Below are 16,866 nucleotides of genomic sequence, written 5' to 3'. Positions count from 1 at the left end.
GCAATAAACCCCACCTGTCGGAGGGGCCGGTGAGCTTGCATTATACTTCCATAATTTCTTTTTCTTTGGAAACGAGCACCTTGTCGACTTCAGCGATAAATTTGTCCGTCGCCTTCTGAACATCTTCTTGATGGCGGCGCGATTCATCTTCGGAAATATCTGTTTTTTCGAGCTTCTTGATATCGTCGTTCGCATCGCGGCGGACGTTTCGGATGGCAACCTTGGCTTCCTCACCAAAACGCTTGGTCATCTTGACCAGTTCCGTACGGCGCTCTTCGGTCAGCATCGGTATACCGATGCGAATAGTGCTGCCGTCATTGGAAGGTGTAAGTCCGAGATCCGACTTCAAAATAGCCTTCTCAATGGCACCCAGTGACGTTTTGTCCCATGGCTGAATGATCAGCGTCCGCGAATCCGGAGTATTAATATTAGCCAATTGGGCTACCGGGGTCATGGTTCCGTAATATTCAACCTGAACGCGATCCAGCAGGGCTGGAGTAGCGCGGCCTGCACGAAGCGTTGAGAGATCGCGTTTCAATGCGCCTATCGCTTTATCCATCCGCTCTTCAGCGTTTTTCTTTATCGTTTGAGGCATTAATCGACACTTCCTTTCACGATGGTTCCGATTTTCTCGCCCAGCACAACCCGCTTAATATTTCCCTGTTTGGTAATAGCGAATACCACAAGCGGAATATTATTGTCCATACAAAGAGAAGTTGAGGTAGAATCCATAACGCCGAGATTGCGGTTTAGTACATCCAGGTAAGTCAGCGTATCGAATTTTTCCGCCGTCGGATCCTTGAAAGGATCTGCGGAATAGACGCCATCCACTTTATTTTTGGCCATCAGAATGACCTCTGCTTCGATTTCGGCTGCACGAAGAGCAGCCGTTGTATCTGTTGAGAAGAACGGGTTACCTGTACCTGCGGCAAAGATGACGACCCGGCCTTTCTCCAGATGGCGAATCGCCCTGCGGCGTATATAAGGCTCGGCAATTTGCTGCATGGCGATCGAAGTCTGTACCCGTGTAGGCACTTCCATCTGCTCCAGAGCATCCTGAAGCGCCAGCGAGTTCATAACCGTAGCTAACATTCCCATATAATCGGCGGTCGCCCGGTCAATTCCTTTGGCAGTACCTGCAATCCCCCGCCAAATGTTCCCACCACCAACGACTATCGCCACTTCAACCTTTAATTCTACAACTTCCTTAACTTGCTCGGCTATAGATGCAATCACTGCAGCATCGATTCCGTATCCATTATTACCCGAAAGCGATTCGCCGCTTACTTTTAATACAATACGTTTGTACACGGGACTTTGCAACGTGGTATACCTCCATCTTTGACCTTGTTTCAAGGCCGTATACTTTTATTCGGTGAACATCCATTGCTGCTATCGGGAGCTGCTTCAGGGCGATAAACGGAACTTGAACCCATGTATAAACCTATTTGGAAGTTTCTTCAATGCGAGGCTATGATGCGTCTTCAAACGAATAGGCGGGGCGGACGCCCCGCCCCATCCTGGCACGTTCGGATTTATCTTTTTACTTGCGACATAACTTCAGCTACGAAGTTATCTTCTTTTTTCTCCAAGCCTTCACCCAGTTCATAACGAACAAAGCGGCGGATTGTAATGTTTTCACCGATCGTGCTGATTTTCTCGTTCAGCAGGGCCGAAATTGTTTTGTCAGGATCTTTGATGAACGGCTGTTCCAGCAAACAGAACTCTTCATAGTATTTGCCGATACGGCCATCGACCATTTTCTCTACGATATTGGCAGGTTTGCCTTCGTTCAGCGCCTGGGCTTTCAAAATCTCACGCTCTTTATCCAGTTCTTCCTGCGAGACCTCCTCACGGCTGACGAACTTAGGGTTAGCCGCTGCAATTTGCATGGCGATATCACGGGCAAATTCACGGAACTGATCCGTTTTTCCAACAAAGTCGGTTTCGCAGTTGATTTCTACCAAAACGCCAATCCGGCCTCCGGCATGAATATAGGATTCAACAACGCCTTCTGTAGCAATACGGCCTGCTTTGTTCGCCGCTGCGGAGAGGCCTTTCTCTCTGAGAAGATCAATAGCTTTTGAGATATCACCGTTTGCTTCTTCGAGAGCCTTCTTGCAATCGAGCATCCCTGCTCCTGTTTTCTCACGTAGTTCCTTAACTGCACTAGCATTAACCGCCATCTTGATAAACCTCCTATAATTCTTGAATGTTTGCCTACTGATTTGCTTGTTGTTCCTAAAAAAAGGGCGGTGAGAGGTTTTACACCGTCTGACCACCCTTTTTCATGCTGACTCTATTAAACGAGGACTAAGCCGTCGTTTGTTCACCTTGGTTAGCTTCGACGATGGCATCTGCCATTTTAGCCGTAAGCAGTTTAACTGCGCGGATCGCGTCATCGTTGCCTGGAATGACATAATCGATTTCGTCCGGATCACAGTTGGTGTCTACGATACCGACAATTGGGATACCCAGTTTGCGGGCTTCAGCAACTGCGATACGTTCTTTACGGGGATCAATGATGAAAAGTGCGCTTGGCAAGCTTCTCATGCCTTTGATGCCGCCCAGGAATTTCTCGAGGCGATCTTTCTCTTTGCGGAGAATGATAACTTCTTTTTTCGGCAGCACGTTGAATGTGCCGTCCTCTTCCCATTTCTCAAGCGTGCGCAGACGTTCAATACGTTTTTGGATGGTTTGGAAGTTAGTCAGCGTTCCGCCGAGCCAACGTTGGTTGATGTAGAAGTTGCCGCAACGCTCAGCTTCTTCTTTAACCGAATCCTGTGCCTGTTTTTTCGTGCCGACGAAGAGCATTGTGCCGCCTTCTTCCGCTACCGAGCGTACGAAGTTGTAGGCTTCTTCGACTTTCTTGACTGTTTTTTGCAAGTCAATGATGTAAATTCCGTTCCGTTCCGTGAAGATATAACGATCCATCTTTGGGTTCCAGCGACGAGTCTGATGACCGAAGTGCACCCCAGCTTCAAGCAGCTGCTTCATGGATATAACCGCCATTCTTCAACACCTCCTGTTAAATGGTTTTTTTGGTTTCCTCCGCAAATATCATTTCCCGTTAAAACTTCGACCGAGCCGAAGCACCGTTAACGAAATTAATTTGCGTGTGTTTTTAACACCGTCAATTAATATACCATATCTGCATGTCCACGTGCAACATCGTTTCCCTTGAATCTCAAGGCGTCATTATTGAATTCCATCGGTCAATAAAAAAAGAGCAAAACCTTCCGGCTTATGCCTTATTAGCCAGTTCCGCTTCAGCTTCCTCGGGGGGCATCGGCTTGCCGGTAATTATCTTTTTTATCTCCTGGACAGAAGGGCTGCCTGTAAATAGAAAATAGCCTGCACGCACTTTAAGATTACGCATCAGGTCTATGAATGTAGTCTTATCCGTAATGATATTGTTCTTGCCCAGCAACTCAACTGCCTCCGTCAGGCTGGTATTCGGGGGAATGCGAACGATGATTCGCTTATCCTCCACTGTTCCCGGATCTGCCGATCCGTTAGCGTCTGCAGGCCTGCCACCGGCCGTCTCCTGCCCGGTTGGAGGCTGCTGTTCCTGCTGGCTGTTTCCTTCGATGACCGTATTGGCGGCCTCCTCAGATTGCAGCTCGTTATCATCCCCTGCTGGGGGTCCGTTCTGTTCCTTCTGCCCGACGGAGCCGCTGCTGCCTTGCTGGGCTTGCAGCTTCTCCCGCTCCAAATCAAGCTGCTCATCAAGCTCGGACTGGGTGTACTGCTTCTCGCCTGCGTCTTCCTTTTGAAACGAATCCAGACCGCTGGCTTGCCTCTCTCCGACTATCATCAACTGCAGCAGCAATGCTCCTATGATGATTCCAACACCGAGTCCAAATAGAAATGGCCTTTTATTCATAGCGAGCGGCTTCCTCCTGTTTGGATAACTGGAGAATAAGCTGCACTTCTCCTTTATTCATCGCGAGCTTTCTGGCAATCGAGTCAACTGACTTTCCGCCGTCATACAGCTCAAAAAGCTCCAAATAACGGCTGCGTATCGTTGGTTTGATTTCGACGGGAGCCAATGGCTCAACAAACTCGGGCACCGCCGGCTGCCCTGCTCCGGAATGGACGGCAGACACTCCACGATCAGTCTCAGCCGCGGCAGCAGGCGCTGACGAGACTGACGCAGCAGCGAGCAGAAGCTTCGCCTGGTCGGCAAGCGAGTTCTCAAGCTCCAGGCATCGCTGTTCCAGCTCCTTGATCCGGTTATCACGGCTCAATGACTGCTGACTTGTTTCCTGCTGCGCTTTGGTAACGAGATTCGCAAGATCGCGGTTGTCCGCTTCCATATTTTCCATAAATTGCTCGAGCGCCGTCTCCATATTCCGCACAGTCTGTGATTGATTGTCCTGACCGCTTCGTCTGGGTATCATTACCCCTCCGACAATAGCAAGCGCCCCCAGAAGTACGATGATCTGCCATGATTCCATTACCTTCACCTGCAATTCGCTGATTCATGCGGTCAAAGCGAGATATCAATATGTTTGCCTTTGTAAGGATGATTGTGTGCAGCCTGTTCAGAATGACCCACTTCATCCTGAATCGAGCAATCCTCGGCTTTCCCGCGCCGCTTCCGCTTGGAGTGATCCCCTTGCTGTGGCTGGTCCTTGATACCCAATTTCACGCTCTGCTCGATCTCACTGTTTTTGCTCCGCAGCTGCTCCGTCTGTTTCACCGAATCGCCTTCAAGCCGAGTTTGATCGATGACCGGCTTTTGATTCAATTGGTTTTGAAGGCTTCCCTTCTCTTGTGTCCGCGGAATGGATACTTGCAAGTCTATAGACCGATAGGTCATCCGCTTCCCCTCCCGCACATAGCAGATCAAAGCTTACTTGAAGATATCCGCTACGATTTTAGTGATAAGGCGCAGTAATGATATCTCCATCCGAATAGCGGAACGATACGCGCTCGATAGGTTCCTTCACGAAACGCGTGTAACGTCCAATGACAATTTTGGTTCCGCCATAGATGATATTGACCGCATCCACCTTGGCGTTGTCCGTATCCTCCAGCGATTTTTCGATTTCCAGAATCCGTTCACGAAAACCGGACATCTCTTCATTCGATTGGCGCTTGGTTGCGCCAAGCTTGATGCGCATGCCCATCTTATCCTGAGGCAGCTGCCCGGCCGCCGCCAATTGATCAAGAAGCGTCAGTGCCTTATCGGTCTTGTCCAAATTATCCATCAACTGTTTAACCTGGCGGCGCAGTTCAAGCAGCTCGCTTCTCAGCTCAGGTCTGACCCCTACCTCAATGGCGGTTGCCGTAGACATTGTATTGCCGATCGTGCGTGCGACAACACGCTCTCCCGCCTGCACCATACCGCCAACAATCAATCCTTTTGCCCCGCTGCATACGACGCTGTGTCCCGCTCTTACATGTGAGTGCATGATGCTTTGGGTTACCAGAACATCTTCCATAGCGGAAACATTTCCGTCTTGAATGAAGGAGCTTTTTACATTCTTGCCTGCCCGCACATATCCTTTATTGCTGGCCAAAATGCCGCCAGTTACTTCAATCGATCCATCCGACTCCAGCTCGGCCCCTTCAACACCGCCGATGACCCGGATATCTCCGGAAGCTTTTATACGAAATCCCGTCAGCACATTGCCTCTTACGACAACAGTGCCGACAAAATCGATATTGCCAACCCTATAGTCAATGTCCCCGTTTACCTCATATACGGGAAACACATTGATTTTGTTCTTGTCTGTCATGGTAATAAGACCGTCAATTGCTGCATACAACGCTGTTTGCTCCGGATTGACAACAACATTTTTACCTAATTTAAAATAAGCCTCTTTGCCATTTTTACAAGGCAGGTCTTCTCCGGTAACGGTTTTCCCCATTTGACCCTCGGTCGCAGGAATTTTCTCTGCGATGAGCTGCCCGCGAAGAACATTTTTCAGCTGATTCACTTCTTTAAAATCAACCTTGCCGCCTTCAATCTCGGTAGGTTTATGCTGTTCTTCCTTCATGTTCTGAATGAAACGAATGGCCCCGTCCTGCCCGTTCTTGGCCGGCAGCCCTTGTGCAATAACTGTTTGCTTATAGAAAAAAAGGCTTGGCTGCTGCGCTATCTGCTGAATCACCTCGGTTTTGAGTCCGTAAAAAATCCCGTGGCTGCGTATATATTCCTCAAGCTGGTTCGGCGTACAGGCGAATTTCTCGTCCGCTGCGTTGAATTGCAACAATGATGTCAGTTTGTCCTGCGACAACTGGACGACAATGTAAGCTTCGAGCGTTTCGGAAATTGACACTGCTGATCCCCCTTCAAAGCTAATTTTGCATCAATTGATCCTTCTGTTTATCAAGTGCCCCCCGTAACCGTAAAATAGCTTTTGAATGCAGTTGGGAAATTCGAGACGGAGACAAGGACATGACTTCAGCTATTTCACTTAACGACAGCTCTTCATAATAAAATAAGGAAACGACGGTTCTTTCTTTCTCGGTCAGACGCTCTATACCGCGCACCAGCGATTCCTTCAAAAAGAACTCATGCACCTTATGGTCGGGATTTTTGGCTTTTTCATCAACCAGCAGCGATAACCGGGTCTCCGAATCTTCCTCCCGTATCGGATCTTCCAGTGAACAAACCGTCGTCACTGCAATTTCCTGAAGCATGTGCCCGAATTCCTTCTCGCTGACGTTCAGATAATTGCTTATCTCGGAATCTGTAACAGAACGCAGCACTCTTTGCTCCAGAAGCTGGTAGGCCTCTTCGATCTTTTTCGCTTTTTCCCGCACGGAGCGAGGCACCCAGTCTCCCTGGCGCAGCCCGTCGATAATAGCTCCCCGGATTCTCCATGAAGCATACGTCTCGAACTGCAGGCCCCGGCGGTAGTCAAACTTCTCAATGGCATCAATAAGACCCATTACCCCGTTGCTGGCCAGATCATCTTTGGATACATTTTTGGGCAAGCCAATCGCCATCCGGTTGCTGACATAATCGACCAGCGTCAAATAAAACTCAATCAGCCTTTTTTTTGCTTCAATGTCTCCGTCTTCTTTCCATTTCCGCCAAATCTCGATGTTAGACAAATGAGGCGCTTTCGGCTCAATCATCGTTTCACCCTCCTGTCAGGTGACGAATGGCTTTTGCCAATTCTTCAGGCTCTTTGTTTTGTGTGGATACAAGCTTGGGAGGCGTAAGAGGCTGAAAGGGCGCTTGCTCTACCTTATCCGTCTTTACGTTCCCATCCAATTGCATTTTCAACATATCATGTAACTGATCGGTTTCATCCGGCGTCGACACATCAAGGGTGCTGCCTTTATTCTCATCTATGGACTTGCCAGGTTCCTCGCCGGCCTCCCGGGTGTTTCCCCGTAAGCTGGCAGCTAATAATATACGGAATAGAAACGCCAGCGCAAAAAATGCGATAAAGGCATAAACAGACCGCAGAACGGTAACTTCAAGCCCATTGCTGCCGAGCGAAAATAATAACGTAAGCACGCCCCCGAACAGGCCGAGTACAACGTTCCAGCGCCATGTTCCAATCATGTTAAATCTCCTTTACACCAAACTGGACGCTTCTGATGCTTAAAACGCCGCTAATGCCGTCAAACTCGATGGTTCTTCCGTAATTCCCGCCCGTATCCTCCGATTGAATCGGGATGGATAGTTTTGCCAATACAAGTTTGCATGACTCTACATTGCGCGGGCCAATCCGCATCGCATCGCTTTGCGAGGCAAAAGCGAACATCTGAGCGCCGCCAGCCATCTTGGCCATTAGTCTGGCAGAGACGGCTCCAGCCTGCTTCATTTTCTCAATAAGCTCTGGAATCGCAGTATCCGCGTATTTGGCGATATTATAGGAAGCTTCACGCGCAATACCCGAAGAAGGCAGCATCACATGCGCCATACCGGCGATCTTCGCCCGTTCGTCAAAGAGGGTCAGGCCCACACATGATCCAAGGCCGGATGTTTTGAGCGTGCTTCCATCGCTTACGATATTCAGATCGGCCATGCCTACTTTTACTACATTCTGCTGTATCATTCGATCGGCACTCCCAGGGAGCTGAAGATTTTGTCAAACGACTCCGGATCCGGTATGAGAAAGAAATGCCCTTCGAGCTCTTCTTGCCCCTCCAGAAACGTTGTATCAATCAGAAGTGCCGAATCGCCCATCTCCCCGTACTGTGTAATTCCATAGCTCATGATGGCACCTGCCATATCGACCGTAATGGCCGGAACAGTTGGCGTCATCGAAAGCTTCGTGAAGTCCGCAAGAGAGGAGAGATAAGAGCCAGCCAATATGTTGCCGATCTCAGACAAGGCGGAGAATTCCATTTCCGAGTAGCCGGAATCCGCCTCAACCGGTATGGACAGCAGGTTCCCGAGCAGCTTCTTGGCAGAGTCCTCTTTAATGAGAAAGAACATGCTTCCTGGAGCGTCTCCTTCTACCCGGAGGAATACGGCTACGACAACTTGTTCGAATCCTCCGACTCTGTCGGCGACCTGCTCGAAAGGAATTAGGCTGACAGTAGGTACATTCATATCAACTGGCTTGTCCAGGAGTCTCGAAAGAGCAGTCGCGGCGTTCCCGGCGCCGATATTTCCGACTTCTTTCAACACATCCATTTTAAAGCCCTCTAGCTTCAGCAGCGGGTTCACCTGGTTAATCCTCTAGCTGCTCAAGCTGAATGATTTCCTTTTTATTCAACACTTCGGACAGATTCAGCATAATGAGCAGCCGGCTATCTCCAATCTTGGCAACCCCCTGCAAATATTTGGCCTGAATGCCGCCAACGACTTCAGGAGGAGTGTCAATATTGTCAGTATCAATATCGATGACGTCATTTGCCGTGTCTACAATAAAACCCACTTCCAGATCATCAACAGCGACGATGACGATTCTGGAGCTTTCCGTTGCTTCCGATTCCTCAAGACCAAATCGGCCCCGCAAATCAATGACGGGAAGAACAACGCCGCGCAGATTAATGACACCCTTGATAAATGAAGGTGTTTTGGGAACCCGGGTAATTGGAATCATTCGTTCAATTGTACGAACTTTTTCAACTTCAATACCGTATTCCTCCGATGCAAGTCCAAAGACGATCACTTTAATTTCCTCACCCATGCTTATATCCCCTCCCGAGAGTATCTGTAAATCATCTTGATGGCCTGCTGCAGACAGCAAGCCTTGCAATTACTTGATAAGCGCATTCGGATCGATAATCAGGGCTACCTGACCATCCCCGAGTATCGTCGCTCCCGAGACAGCTTCGATGTTGGTCAAATACTTGCCGAGTGATTTCAATACGATCTCGCTCTGGCCGATAAACTCATCCACCGTAATGGCGCCCATTTTATCACCTTTGCGGATGACGACAATTTCCGTTTCATCCTCTTTATCCTCTAAGAACGTCGTGGACTCCATAACCTGGCTAAGCGATATAACCGGGATAACCGCGCCGCGGTATTCAATCATGCGGTTGCCATGAATTTTACGGATATGCTCTCTGCGGATAATGCCTGTCTCTACAATAGAAGAAAGCGGAATCGCATACTTCTCGCTGCCTAATTTAATCAGCATAGCCGAGATAATCGACAGGGTAAGCGGAAGCTGGATCGAAAACTTGGTTCCCTTGCCAAGCTCCGATTCGACGGTTACATGCCCGCCAAGCGTTGCGATTTTGGACTTTACCACGTCCAGGCCGACGCCCCGCCCGGAGATATCGGAGATCTTGTCAGCTGTGCTGAAGCCTGCCGCAAATATCAGCATATTGACTTCATTATCCGTCAGACGCTTGGCTTCATCCGGTGTAATAACTCCGTTCTTGATCGCTGTTTGCTTGACTTTATCGCGGTTGATGCCGCGTCCGTCTTCCTCAACTTCGATGAAAACATGGTTGCCGCTGTGAAATGCCCGCAGATTGACGCTGCCTACCTCAGACTTGCCTGCAGCGATGCGGTCGGCAACCGGTTCGATTCCATGATCAAGCGAATTGCGAAGCAGATGAACGAGCGGATCGCCTATCTCATCCACGACCGTTCGGTCAAGCTCCGTGTCCGCGCCGGAAATAACGAGATCAACTTTCTTATCCAATGATTTGGCAAGATCGCGCACCATCCTTGGAAACCGGTTGAAAACGGACTCCACAGGCACCATCCGCAGCTTCAGTACAATATTCTGCAGATCCCCGCTGACACGGGTCATATGCTCGACTGTTTCATTTAGATCGTTGCGCCGGATCTCGCTGGCCAGCTGCTCCAGCCGGACGCGGTCGATAAGCAGCTCGCTGAAAAGATTCATCAGCGCATCCAATCTTTCAATATCAACGCGGATCGTCCGGGATGCATTGCCCGGGGCCGTTTGTGCCGGAGCTGCCGGGGTCTGGGGCCGGACAGCAGCGGCAGAGGAGACAGCAGCAGGCGGTGCTGCTTGAACGGCGGCGGGAGCAGGTGCCTGAACTGTACTTTGCATGCTTGCTGCCGTCTGCAAAACAGCTCCGCCGATCTGCATCAGTGTGTCACGATCAAGCGCTGTAACCGCCGCGCTCTCGATTTCAGAGACGGATTCGATGCCCTTTTGCAGCTCGTCACCGCTAATACTTGCGATCGTGAATACGGTAAACGAACGTTCAAACTTTTCCTGCTCGATATCCTGTACGCTTGGTGAGGATTTGACCACTTCCCCGTTTCGCTCCAGAAAGTCGAAGACCATGTAGGCTCTTGCCGCTTTCAGTACGCAATCCTCACGGATAGTAACCACAACGTGAAAAACGGAGAGTCCGCTTTCTATGGACTGCAGCAGGATCGAGGACTGGAATTCATCGAGCATCGCAGAACTGTCTCCAGCTCCGCTTGGTGACGATTGTGCAGCAAAACCGGACGGCTGATCCTTCTGGTACTCCCCTTTGACAATGGCTTTGAGCGCAGCCACGATTGGCGTAACATCGGCCTTGCCTGTTCCTCCGGCAATAATGTCCTGAACCATCGACTCAAGAGCGTCCAGACCTTTAAACAGTGTGTCAAATATAAAGCTGTCCATTTTGAGCTTGCTGTTGCGGACCAAATCCAGAACATTCTCCATCTCATGGGTGAGCGATGCCAAATCTTCATATCCCATTGTCGCCGACATCCCTTTGAGCGTGTGGGCAGAACGGAAAATGACCTGGACAATGCTGATGTCCTCAGGATCGCCCTCCAGCTTTAGCAGGTTTTCATTAAGCGACTGCAGATGATCATTCGATTCATCAATAAACATTGATAAATAGGCGTTCATATCCATTTCAAGGCACCTCCTGTTGAAATATTTTCCAGGCGAATAATGGTTGCTTCTATCTCCTGACCGCTTCTATGAGCGCAGGAGCAATTTGCCGCAGTGGAACAATCGACTTGGCAACACCCGCTTCCACCGCTGAGCGGGGCATGCCGTAAACAACGCAGGTCTCCTCCGCTTCCGCAATGGCGCTTTCCCCACCGCTTGCATTGAGAGCCCGCATCCCTTTCATACCGTCGCTCCCCATGCCTGTCATAATGACGGCATGGCGTTTTAATTCGGAGAAAGCAGCGCAGGATTCAAACATGACATCCACCGAAGGACGGTGTCCGCCCTGCGGAGGCTCCTCGGTAAGCTTGATGAAGTACCCGCCCGCATCCTTCGCCAGCTTCATATGGTAGCCTCCGGGTGCAATGTATACCACCCCGGCATACACCCGCTCATCCTGCTCCGCTTCCCTTACATGGACGGAACTGAATGTGTCCAGCCGCTGGGCCAGCGAGCGTGTAAATTTAGGCGGCATATGCTGGACAACCAGCACCGGCGCCGGCAAATCCCCAGGCAGGGCGGAAATGACTTCGTGCAGGGCACGGGGGCCGCCTGTTGAGGTGCCGATTGCAATAAGATGGCGAAACGTGCCGGCAGGCGCGAGCTTCGTTTTCAAGCGTGGTACTTCAAGCTCCATTTCTTGAAAAGGTTCCAGCGGACAGGATTCATCCGTCTGAGGATAAGGAAGTTTATATTTAGCCTCCTTATCCCCCGCGTTCTTCGTTGTTTTTGCAGCAGGCAAAGCATTTTCCTCTTTATTAGAAACAGGCGGTTTCGCCGGTTTGCGCGGTTTCAGCACTTGCTGCAGATCTTCCATTGCCTTAGCTGCCGCCGCAGCCGGCTTTTGTGTCGGTTGCACAGGGTTGGCCTGACGTTTGGTCATGACGGCAATCCGCATTTTTTCCAGCAGCTGCTCTGCAACGGTATGAATATCAGGCGACAATGGCCCAGATGGTTTGCGGATGAAATCGAAAGCCCCGTACTGCAGCGCCTTGATCGTTTCTCTGGCGCCATCGTCACTTATGCTGGAAAGCATGATGATCGGAGCCCTGTAAATACGCATGATTTGTCTTAAGGCCTCCAGGCCGTTCATCTCCGGCATTTCCAGATCCATCGTGATGACATCCGGCATCCATCGTGCCACAGACTCAATCGCTTCCCGCCCGTTAGCCGCGGTGGCAACAATCTCGAACTTGGGGTCAGTGGCGATGATATCGCATAAAATTTTGCGCATGAATGCGGAATCATCTACCACGAGTACCCGATGAGCGTTCATAGGTGTTTTTCCTCCCTGTAATCAAAGGATTATTTCATCAGCCTGAACATCTTGTGTAAAAATCCTTTGACTCCATTGTTGGCAGAACCCCCAGCATCCGGGACTGCCATGAAACGATTCGCAATATCCAGAATGGATTTGGTGGCGTCGCTTCCTGGATAGGCAATGGAGAACGGAACCTGTTTTTTGACCGCTTTGGTCACATTCGGATCATCGAGAACGATACCGAGCATAGGAAGCTTTATATCCAGAAACCGTTCAGCGACCATGCTTATTTTGTCGGCAGCAGCCTTGCCTTCTTTATGATCCATGGCCCTGTTCACGACAAGCTTGAATTCGATTTGATGATCCATCGCTTTCACCATTTTGATCAGCGCATAGGCATCTGTGATGGATGTGGGCTCCGGTGTTGTAACAACAAAGGTTTCCTGGGCAGCGACAATAAACTTGACGGTTTCCCTGGAAAGCCCCGCTCCGGTATCAAAAATGATGACGTCGTACTCGCCGTGCAGTTTGCCGATCTGTTCCTCAAAATAGTCCAGCTCCGCAGGCGTCAAATCCAGCAAATCCTTGAAGCCCGAGCCTCCCGCAATAAAATGCAAGCCGCCAGGACCCTCTTCTATAATGTCCCAGATCGTTTTTTGCTGTTTGAGGAGATGGTACAGGTTATACGGTGCGGAAATGCCCATCAATACATCAATGTTGGCCATCCCGATATCAGCATCAAAGACCAACACCTTGAGTCCCAGCTTCTGCAGGGCCAGGGAGAAATTCAGGCTGAAATTCGATTTCCCCACACCGCCTTTGCCGCTTGTCACCGTTATGACCCGGGTTGTCCTGCCTTGATTTTGCAGCTCCCGGCTGCGCACCATGTGACGGAGCGCTTCCGCCTGGTCATTCATCCCTTGCCGCCCCCAGTAACTGTTCAATGTATCTCTCGGTGCGGAATGCGGCTATATCATCGGGAACGGTTTGTCCGTAAGCTATGTAAGCCGGTTTCAGACCATGCTCCATGACAAGATTCAGAATGGCTCCATAGGAGCTGGTTTCATCCTGTTTCGTAAAAATGGCGCTTCGTATGCCATATTTGGCAAAGTTTTCTGCAACGGCCGACATATCCTTATACTTGCCGGTTAAACTGAGCACCAGATAGGATTCAGCGTGTTCGCTAGATTGAAGAAGGCTGTTTACTTCCGATACGTAAAGCTCATTGCGGAAATTCCTGCCTGCCGTGTCCATAAACACCAGCTCCCGATCCTGAAGCTGAGTGAATGCCCGGGCTACCTCTGAGGGTGAGAAGACCACTTCGAGCGGCACATTCAGAATGGTTGCATAGGTTCTAAGCTGATCGACAGCGGCTATCCGATACGTATCGGAAGTGATGAATCCAACCTTCCTTCCCGCCTTCAATGTCTGTTCCGCAGCAAGCTTGGCAATTGAAGTGGTTTTTCCTACTCCGGTAGGACCTACGAAATGAACGACTCTCGTTGACTTGTTGATACCGGAGCCTTCGAAATCATCCAGCCACTGACCCAGCGTTCTGCCCGCCGCTGCCCATACGGCCTGATGGCTGGGTTCTGTCAGATTCTGTGCTTCCAGCTGCTCCTGAACAGCATCCAGGCATTTGTCAATCCAGGCTGCTTCAACCTCCTGACCGTTCAGTCGGTCATACAACGCCTGCAGCGGCTCCGGCCAGGTTTTCAGCTGCTGCTGCTTGGACATTTTGATAATCCAATGCTTCATATCCATGATTTCATCCATCAAATCGCTATCGGAGATCTTCTTGACGGAAACCGCAGCGGTTCTTTCCACTGGAGGCTCGATCTTCGGTATTTGCTGGTTCAAAGCAGCCTCATGGGAAGCCTGTACGGGCTTGATCTGCACGGATACAGGCGAAGCGCCTGCCTGCTTCTGAATCGAATTCGCGTATTGGGCAGCTGCGTTATTCATGCTTGTTGTCTGCTGAGCGCCAAGTGCCGCAATCGTCCCCAAAGCTGTATGGGCTGCAGCTGACGTCTGCCTGGGCTCTACAGGCTGCTGCGAGCGGGCCGCAGGTGCAGGCCTTGCGCTGCCTGCACTTTCCACAGCAGCGATTACTTCCATCTTCTTCTTGCTGAACATCCCGAGGAAGCCGCCAACACGGATGACTTTTGTCCCCAGGATGACGGCATCGACACCAAGCTCGCTGCGGATCATGGGCAGAGCATCGGGCACGGCGTTTACTATATAGCGTTTCACCTTCATAGATTAACCACCCCGATGCTCTGGACTTCAACACTGGGCTCAAGCTCGCTGTAGGAGAGTACCGGAATGTCCTGCATCGTCCGTTCCACGATTTGCCTCAAATACATCCGGATGGTGGGCGATGCCAGAACAATGGGCTGATAGCCGGATTGAATCAGCTTGCTTACCTGCTCATTCAGCTTCTGATAGATCGTTTGGGTAGCTATTGGATCCATCGCCAGATAGCTTCCCTGTTCGGAGCTTTGAACCGATTCCGCGATTTTCTTCTCTAATGAAGGACCGACCGTTATGACGCGCAGCGTATCACCATTTTGCGAGAACTGCTGTGTGATTTGGCGGGACAATGACTGTCTCACATACTCGGTCAAAATATCGGGATCCTTGGTATAGGTGCCATGATCGGCCATCGTTTCAAATATGGTAACCATGTCGCGAATAGAGATTTTCTCACGAAGAAGCTTGGACAATACTTTCTGGATATCGCCTATCGTCAATATGGAAGGGATAAGCTCATCGACAAGCGCCGGATAAGCCTCCCTAACATTGTCCACAAGCGCCTTTGTTTCTTGTCGTCCAATCAGTTCATGCGCATGCCGTTTAATGATTTCCGTCAAATGCGTTGCCACAACGGACGGCGGATCTACGACAGTGTATCCGGTAAGCTCAGCCCGTTCCCTGTTCGCTTCATCGATCCAGATGGCCGGCAAGCCAAATGCCGGCTCCGTCGTCTCGATGCCAACAATCGATTCGTCATCGAATCCAGGGCTCATAGCTAAATAATGATTAAGCAGCAGCTCGCCTCTGGCGACCGTATTTCCTTTAATTTTGATCACATATTCATTTGGCTTCAGCTGGATATTATCGCGGATCCGGATAACCGGCACCACCAGCCCAAGCTCCAGAGCGCATTGTCTGCGTATCATGATGATACGATCCAGCAAGTCGCCGCCCTGCTGCGTATCCGCAAGGGGAATCAGACCGTAACCGAACTCAAACTCAATAGGGTCAACCTGCAGCAGGCTGATCACACTCTCTGGACTTCGAACCTCTTCAATTTGCTGTTCTTCCACCATCATATCTTCTTCAACCTGCCGTTTGACGAGCGATTTCTGCATCCGGTAGCCCGCAAAAGCCAGCAGTGCGGCAAAAGGCAAGGTCGCAACCGGGCCAATTGGTGTGAAAATCCCAAGCAACGAGATAGTTCCCGCAACAATATAGAGCAGCTTCGGGTAACGGAACAATTGATCGGTGAGATCCGAAGCAAGATTCCCATCGGATGCCGCCCGCGTAACAATCAGGCCTGTTGCCGTGGAGATCAGCAGTGCAGGAATTTGACTGACAAGCCCGTCACCGATCGTCAGGATCGAGAAGGTATGCAGCGACTCCGAGAAAGACATGCCGTGAATCGCCATCCCGATAATAAAGCCACCCAGCAAGTTGATAATGAGAATAATGATGGATGCGATCGCATCCCCCTTAACGAATTTGCTGGCTCCGTCCATGGAGCCGTAGAAATCCGCTTCCCGTTCAATCTTATGGCGGCGTTCTCTAGCCTGCTGTTCATTAATGAGGCCGGAATTCAAATCCGCATCGATGCTCATTTGTTTTCCCGGCATCGCATCGAGGGTGAACCGCGCCGCAACTTCAGCAACGCGCTCGGAGCCTTTGGTAATAACAATAAACTGGACAACCACGAGAATTAGAAACACGACAAAGCCGATCGCGATTTCCCCGCCGGCCACCCAGCTTCCGAACGTATGAACGACTTTACCTGCTTCTCCGTACTGCAAAATATTACGGGTCGTCGAAATATTGAGCGCCAGCCGAAAGAGAGTTGTAATCAAAAGCAAAGCGGGAAAGATGGAGAACTGCAGCGCATCCTGCGTGTTCATGGATATGAGCAAAATTGCCAGCCCAGCGGAGATATTGACGATTAATAATACATCGAGCAGTCCGACGGGTATCGGGATGACCATCATGAGAACGATGCAGATGATTCCGATTAAAATGGTCAGGTCCCTTGCCTTCATGACTTTCCCTCCT

18 protein-coding genes are annotated in these 16,866 nt (G+C 50.3%); all 18 read right to left on the bottom strand.

The genetic code is table 11. The annotated features are described in order from the left end of the window. Positions 1–40: 40 nt before the first annotated feature. The gene (gene frr / locus AC0YOA_RS11405; protein WP_475767696.1) at positions 41–595 is read right to left on the bottom strand and encodes a ribosome recycling factor; all 555 of its coding nucleotides are present in this window, start codon (positions 593–595) and stop codon (positions 41–43) included. Next, positions 595–1,323, bottom strand: coding sequence for a UMP kinase (pyrH, locus tag AC0YOA_RS11400; protein WP_210041145.1), 729 nt, complete (start codon positions 1,321–1,323; stop codon positions 595–597). Before pyrH ends, frr begins: the two co-directional genes overlap by 1 nt. Before the next feature lie 212 nt (positions 1,324–1,535). Beyond that, complete coding sequence (gene tsf / locus AC0YOA_RS11395) at positions 1,536–2,186, bottom strand: translation elongation factor Ts (RefSeq protein ID WP_475767698.1); 651 nt, start codon at positions 2,184–2,186, stop codon at positions 1,536–1,538. Positions 2,187–2,313: 127 nt separating this feature from the next. Then, entirely contained in the window at positions 2,314–3,012 is a 699-nt protein-coding gene (gene rpsB / locus AC0YOA_RS11390) for a 30S ribosomal protein S2 (protein ID WP_210041149.1), read from the bottom strand. A gap of 232 nt (positions 3,013–3,244) precedes the next feature. Next, on the bottom strand, positions 3,245–3,886 hold the full coding sequence (locus AC0YOA_RS11385; RefSeq protein ID WP_475786606.1) for a hypothetical protein: 642 nt from the start codon (positions 3,884–3,886) through the stop codon (positions 3,245–3,247). After that, positions 3,879–4,460 (bottom strand): hypothetical protein, encoded by a 582-nt coding sequence (locus AC0YOA_RS11380; protein WP_475786605.1) that lies wholly within the window; start codon positions 4,458–4,460, stop codon positions 3,879–3,881. The genes AC0YOA_RS11385 and AC0YOA_RS11380 overlap by 8 nt, the downstream gene beginning before the upstream one ends. Positions 4,461–4,492: 32 nt before the next feature. Continuing rightward, a complete protein-coding gene (locus AC0YOA_RS11375; RefSeq protein ID WP_475786604.1) occupies positions 4,493–4,825 on the bottom strand; it encodes a hypothetical protein in 333 nt (110 codons plus the stop codon). A gap of 58 nt (positions 4,826–4,883) precedes the next feature. Continuing rightward, complete coding sequence (locus tag AC0YOA_RS11370) at positions 4,884–6,290, bottom strand: DUF342 domain-containing protein (RefSeq protein WP_210041157.1); 1,407 nt, start codon at positions 6,288–6,290, stop codon at positions 4,884–4,886. Between the two features lie 19 nt (positions 6,291–6,309). After that, the gene (locus tag AC0YOA_RS11365) at positions 6,310–7,095 is read right to left on the bottom strand and encodes a FliA/WhiG family RNA polymerase sigma factor (protein ID WP_475786603.1); all 786 of its coding nucleotides are present in this window, start codon (positions 7,093–7,095) and stop codon (positions 6,310–6,312) included. A 4-nt stretch (positions 7,096–7,099) separates the two neighbouring features. Beyond that, complete coding sequence (locus AC0YOA_RS11360) at positions 7,100–7,531, bottom strand: hypothetical protein (RefSeq protein WP_475786602.1); 432 nt, start codon at positions 7,529–7,531, stop codon at positions 7,100–7,102. 1 nt (position 7,532) lies between these two features. Then, positions 7,533–8,027, bottom strand: a complete 495-nt coding sequence (locus tag AC0YOA_RS11355) for a chemotaxis protein CheD (RefSeq protein WP_475786601.1) — start codon at positions 8,025–8,027, stop codon at positions 7,533–7,535. Next, entirely contained in the window at positions 8,024–8,611 is a 588-nt protein-coding gene (locus AC0YOA_RS11350; protein ID WP_210041165.1) for a chemotaxis protein CheC, read from the bottom strand. The genes AC0YOA_RS11355 and AC0YOA_RS11350 overlap by 4 nt, the downstream gene beginning before the upstream one ends. Positions 8,612–8,648: 37 nt before the next feature. After that, a complete protein-coding gene (locus tag AC0YOA_RS11345) occupies positions 8,649–9,110 on the bottom strand; it encodes a chemotaxis protein CheW (protein ID WP_475767714.1) in 462 nt (153 codons plus the stop codon). Positions 9,111–9,179: 69 nt separating this feature from the next. Then, a complete protein-coding gene (locus tag AC0YOA_RS11340) occupies positions 9,180–11,264 on the bottom strand; it encodes a chemotaxis protein CheW (RefSeq protein WP_475786600.1) in 2,085 nt (694 codons plus the stop codon). 49 nt (positions 11,265–11,313) lie between these two features. Further along, the gene (locus AC0YOA_RS11335) at positions 11,314–12,579 is read right to left on the bottom strand and encodes a protein-glutamate methylesterase/protein-glutamine glutaminase (protein WP_475786599.1); all 1,266 of its coding nucleotides are present in this window, start codon (positions 12,577–12,579) and stop codon (positions 11,314–11,316) included. 29 nt (positions 12,580–12,608) lie between these two features. Continuing rightward, on the bottom strand, positions 12,609–13,481 hold the full coding sequence (locus tag AC0YOA_RS11330) for a MinD/ParA family protein (protein ID WP_210041173.1): 873 nt from the start codon (positions 13,479–13,481) through the stop codon (positions 12,609–12,611). Then, positions 13,474–14,823 (bottom strand): flagellar biosynthesis protein FlhF, encoded by a 1,350-nt coding sequence (gene flhF, locus AC0YOA_RS11325; RefSeq protein ID WP_475786598.1) that lies wholly within the window; start codon positions 14,821–14,823, stop codon positions 13,474–13,476. Before flhF ends, AC0YOA_RS11330 begins: the two co-directional genes overlap by 8 nt. Beyond that, positions 14,820–16,853, bottom strand: a complete 2,034-nt coding sequence (gene flhA / locus AC0YOA_RS11320; protein ID WP_475786597.1) for a flagellar biosynthesis protein FlhA — start codon at positions 16,851–16,853, stop codon at positions 14,820–14,822. The genes flhF and flhA overlap by 4 nt, the downstream gene beginning before the upstream one ends. Between the last annotated feature and the right edge of the window lie 13 nt (positions 16,854–16,866).

This window comes from Paenibacillus sp. JT22N12 (assembly GCF_056269365.1).
Note: the sequence above shows the minus strand (reverse complement) of the source record. Positions and strands in the feature narration are given on the sequence as shown.

What these genes read in the sequence shown, in the direction of transcription:
- frr (WP_475767696.1), bottom strand. Translation starts at nt 595, where the DNA reads ATGCCTCAAACGATAAAGAAAAACGCTGAAGAGCGGATGGATAAAGCG.
- tsf (WP_475767698.1), bottom strand. Translation starts at nt 2,186, where the DNA reads ATGGCGGTTAATGCTAGTGCAGTTAAGGAACTACGTGAGAAAACAGGA.
- rpsB (WP_210041149.1), bottom strand. Translation starts at nt 3,012, where the DNA reads ATGGCGGTTATATCCATGAAGCAGCTGCTTGAAGCTGGGGTGCACTTC.
- AC0YOA_RS11385 (WP_475786606.1), bottom strand. Translation starts at nt 3,886, where the DNA reads ATGAATAAAAGGCCATTTCTATTTGGACTCGGTGTTGGAATCATCATA.
- AC0YOA_RS11380 (WP_475786605.1), bottom strand. Translation starts at nt 4,460, where the DNA reads ATGGAATCATGGCAGATCATCGTACTTCTGGGGGCGCTTGCTATTGTC.
- AC0YOA_RS11375 (WP_475786604.1), bottom strand. Translation starts at nt 4,825, where the DNA reads ATGACCTATCGGTCTATAGACTTGCAAGTATCCATTCCGCGGACACAA.
- AC0YOA_RS11365 (WP_475786603.1), bottom strand. Translation starts at nt 7,095, where the DNA reads ATGATTGAGCCGAAAGCGCCTCATTTGTCTAACATCGAGATTTGGCGG.
- AC0YOA_RS11360 (WP_475786602.1), bottom strand. Translation starts at nt 7,531, where the DNA reads ATGATTGGAACATGGCGCTGGAACGTTGTACTCGGCCTGTTCGGGGGC.
- AC0YOA_RS11355 (WP_475786601.1), bottom strand. Translation starts at nt 8,027, where the DNA reads ATGATACAGCAGAATGTAGTAAAAGTAGGCATGGCCGATCTGAATATC.
- AC0YOA_RS11350 (WP_210041165.1), bottom strand. Translation starts at nt 8,611, where the DNA reads ATGGATGTGTTGAAAGAAGTCGGAAATATCGGCGCCGGGAACGCCGCG.
- AC0YOA_RS11345 (WP_475767714.1), bottom strand. Translation starts at nt 9,110, where the DNA reads ATGGGTGAGGAAATTAAAGTGATCGTCTTTGGACTTGCATCGGAGGAA.
- AC0YOA_RS11340 (WP_475786600.1), bottom strand. Translation starts at nt 11,264, where the DNA reads ATGGATATGAACGCCTATTTATCAATGTTTATTGATGAATCGAATGAT.
- AC0YOA_RS11335 (WP_475786599.1), bottom strand. Translation starts at nt 12,579, where the DNA reads ATGAACGCTCATCGGGTACTCGTGGTAGATGATTCCGCATTCATGCGC.
- AC0YOA_RS11330 (WP_210041173.1), bottom strand. Translation starts at nt 13,481, where the DNA reads ATGAATGACCAGGCGGAAGCGCTCCGTCACATGGTGCGCAGCCGGGAG.
- flhF (WP_475786598.1), bottom strand. Translation starts at nt 14,823, where the DNA reads ATGAAGGTGAAACGCTATATAGTAAACGCCGTGCCCGATGCTCTGCCC.
- flhA (WP_475786597.1), bottom strand. Translation starts at nt 16,853, where the DNA reads ATGAAGGCAAGGGACCTGACCATTTTAATCGGAATCATCTGCATCGTT.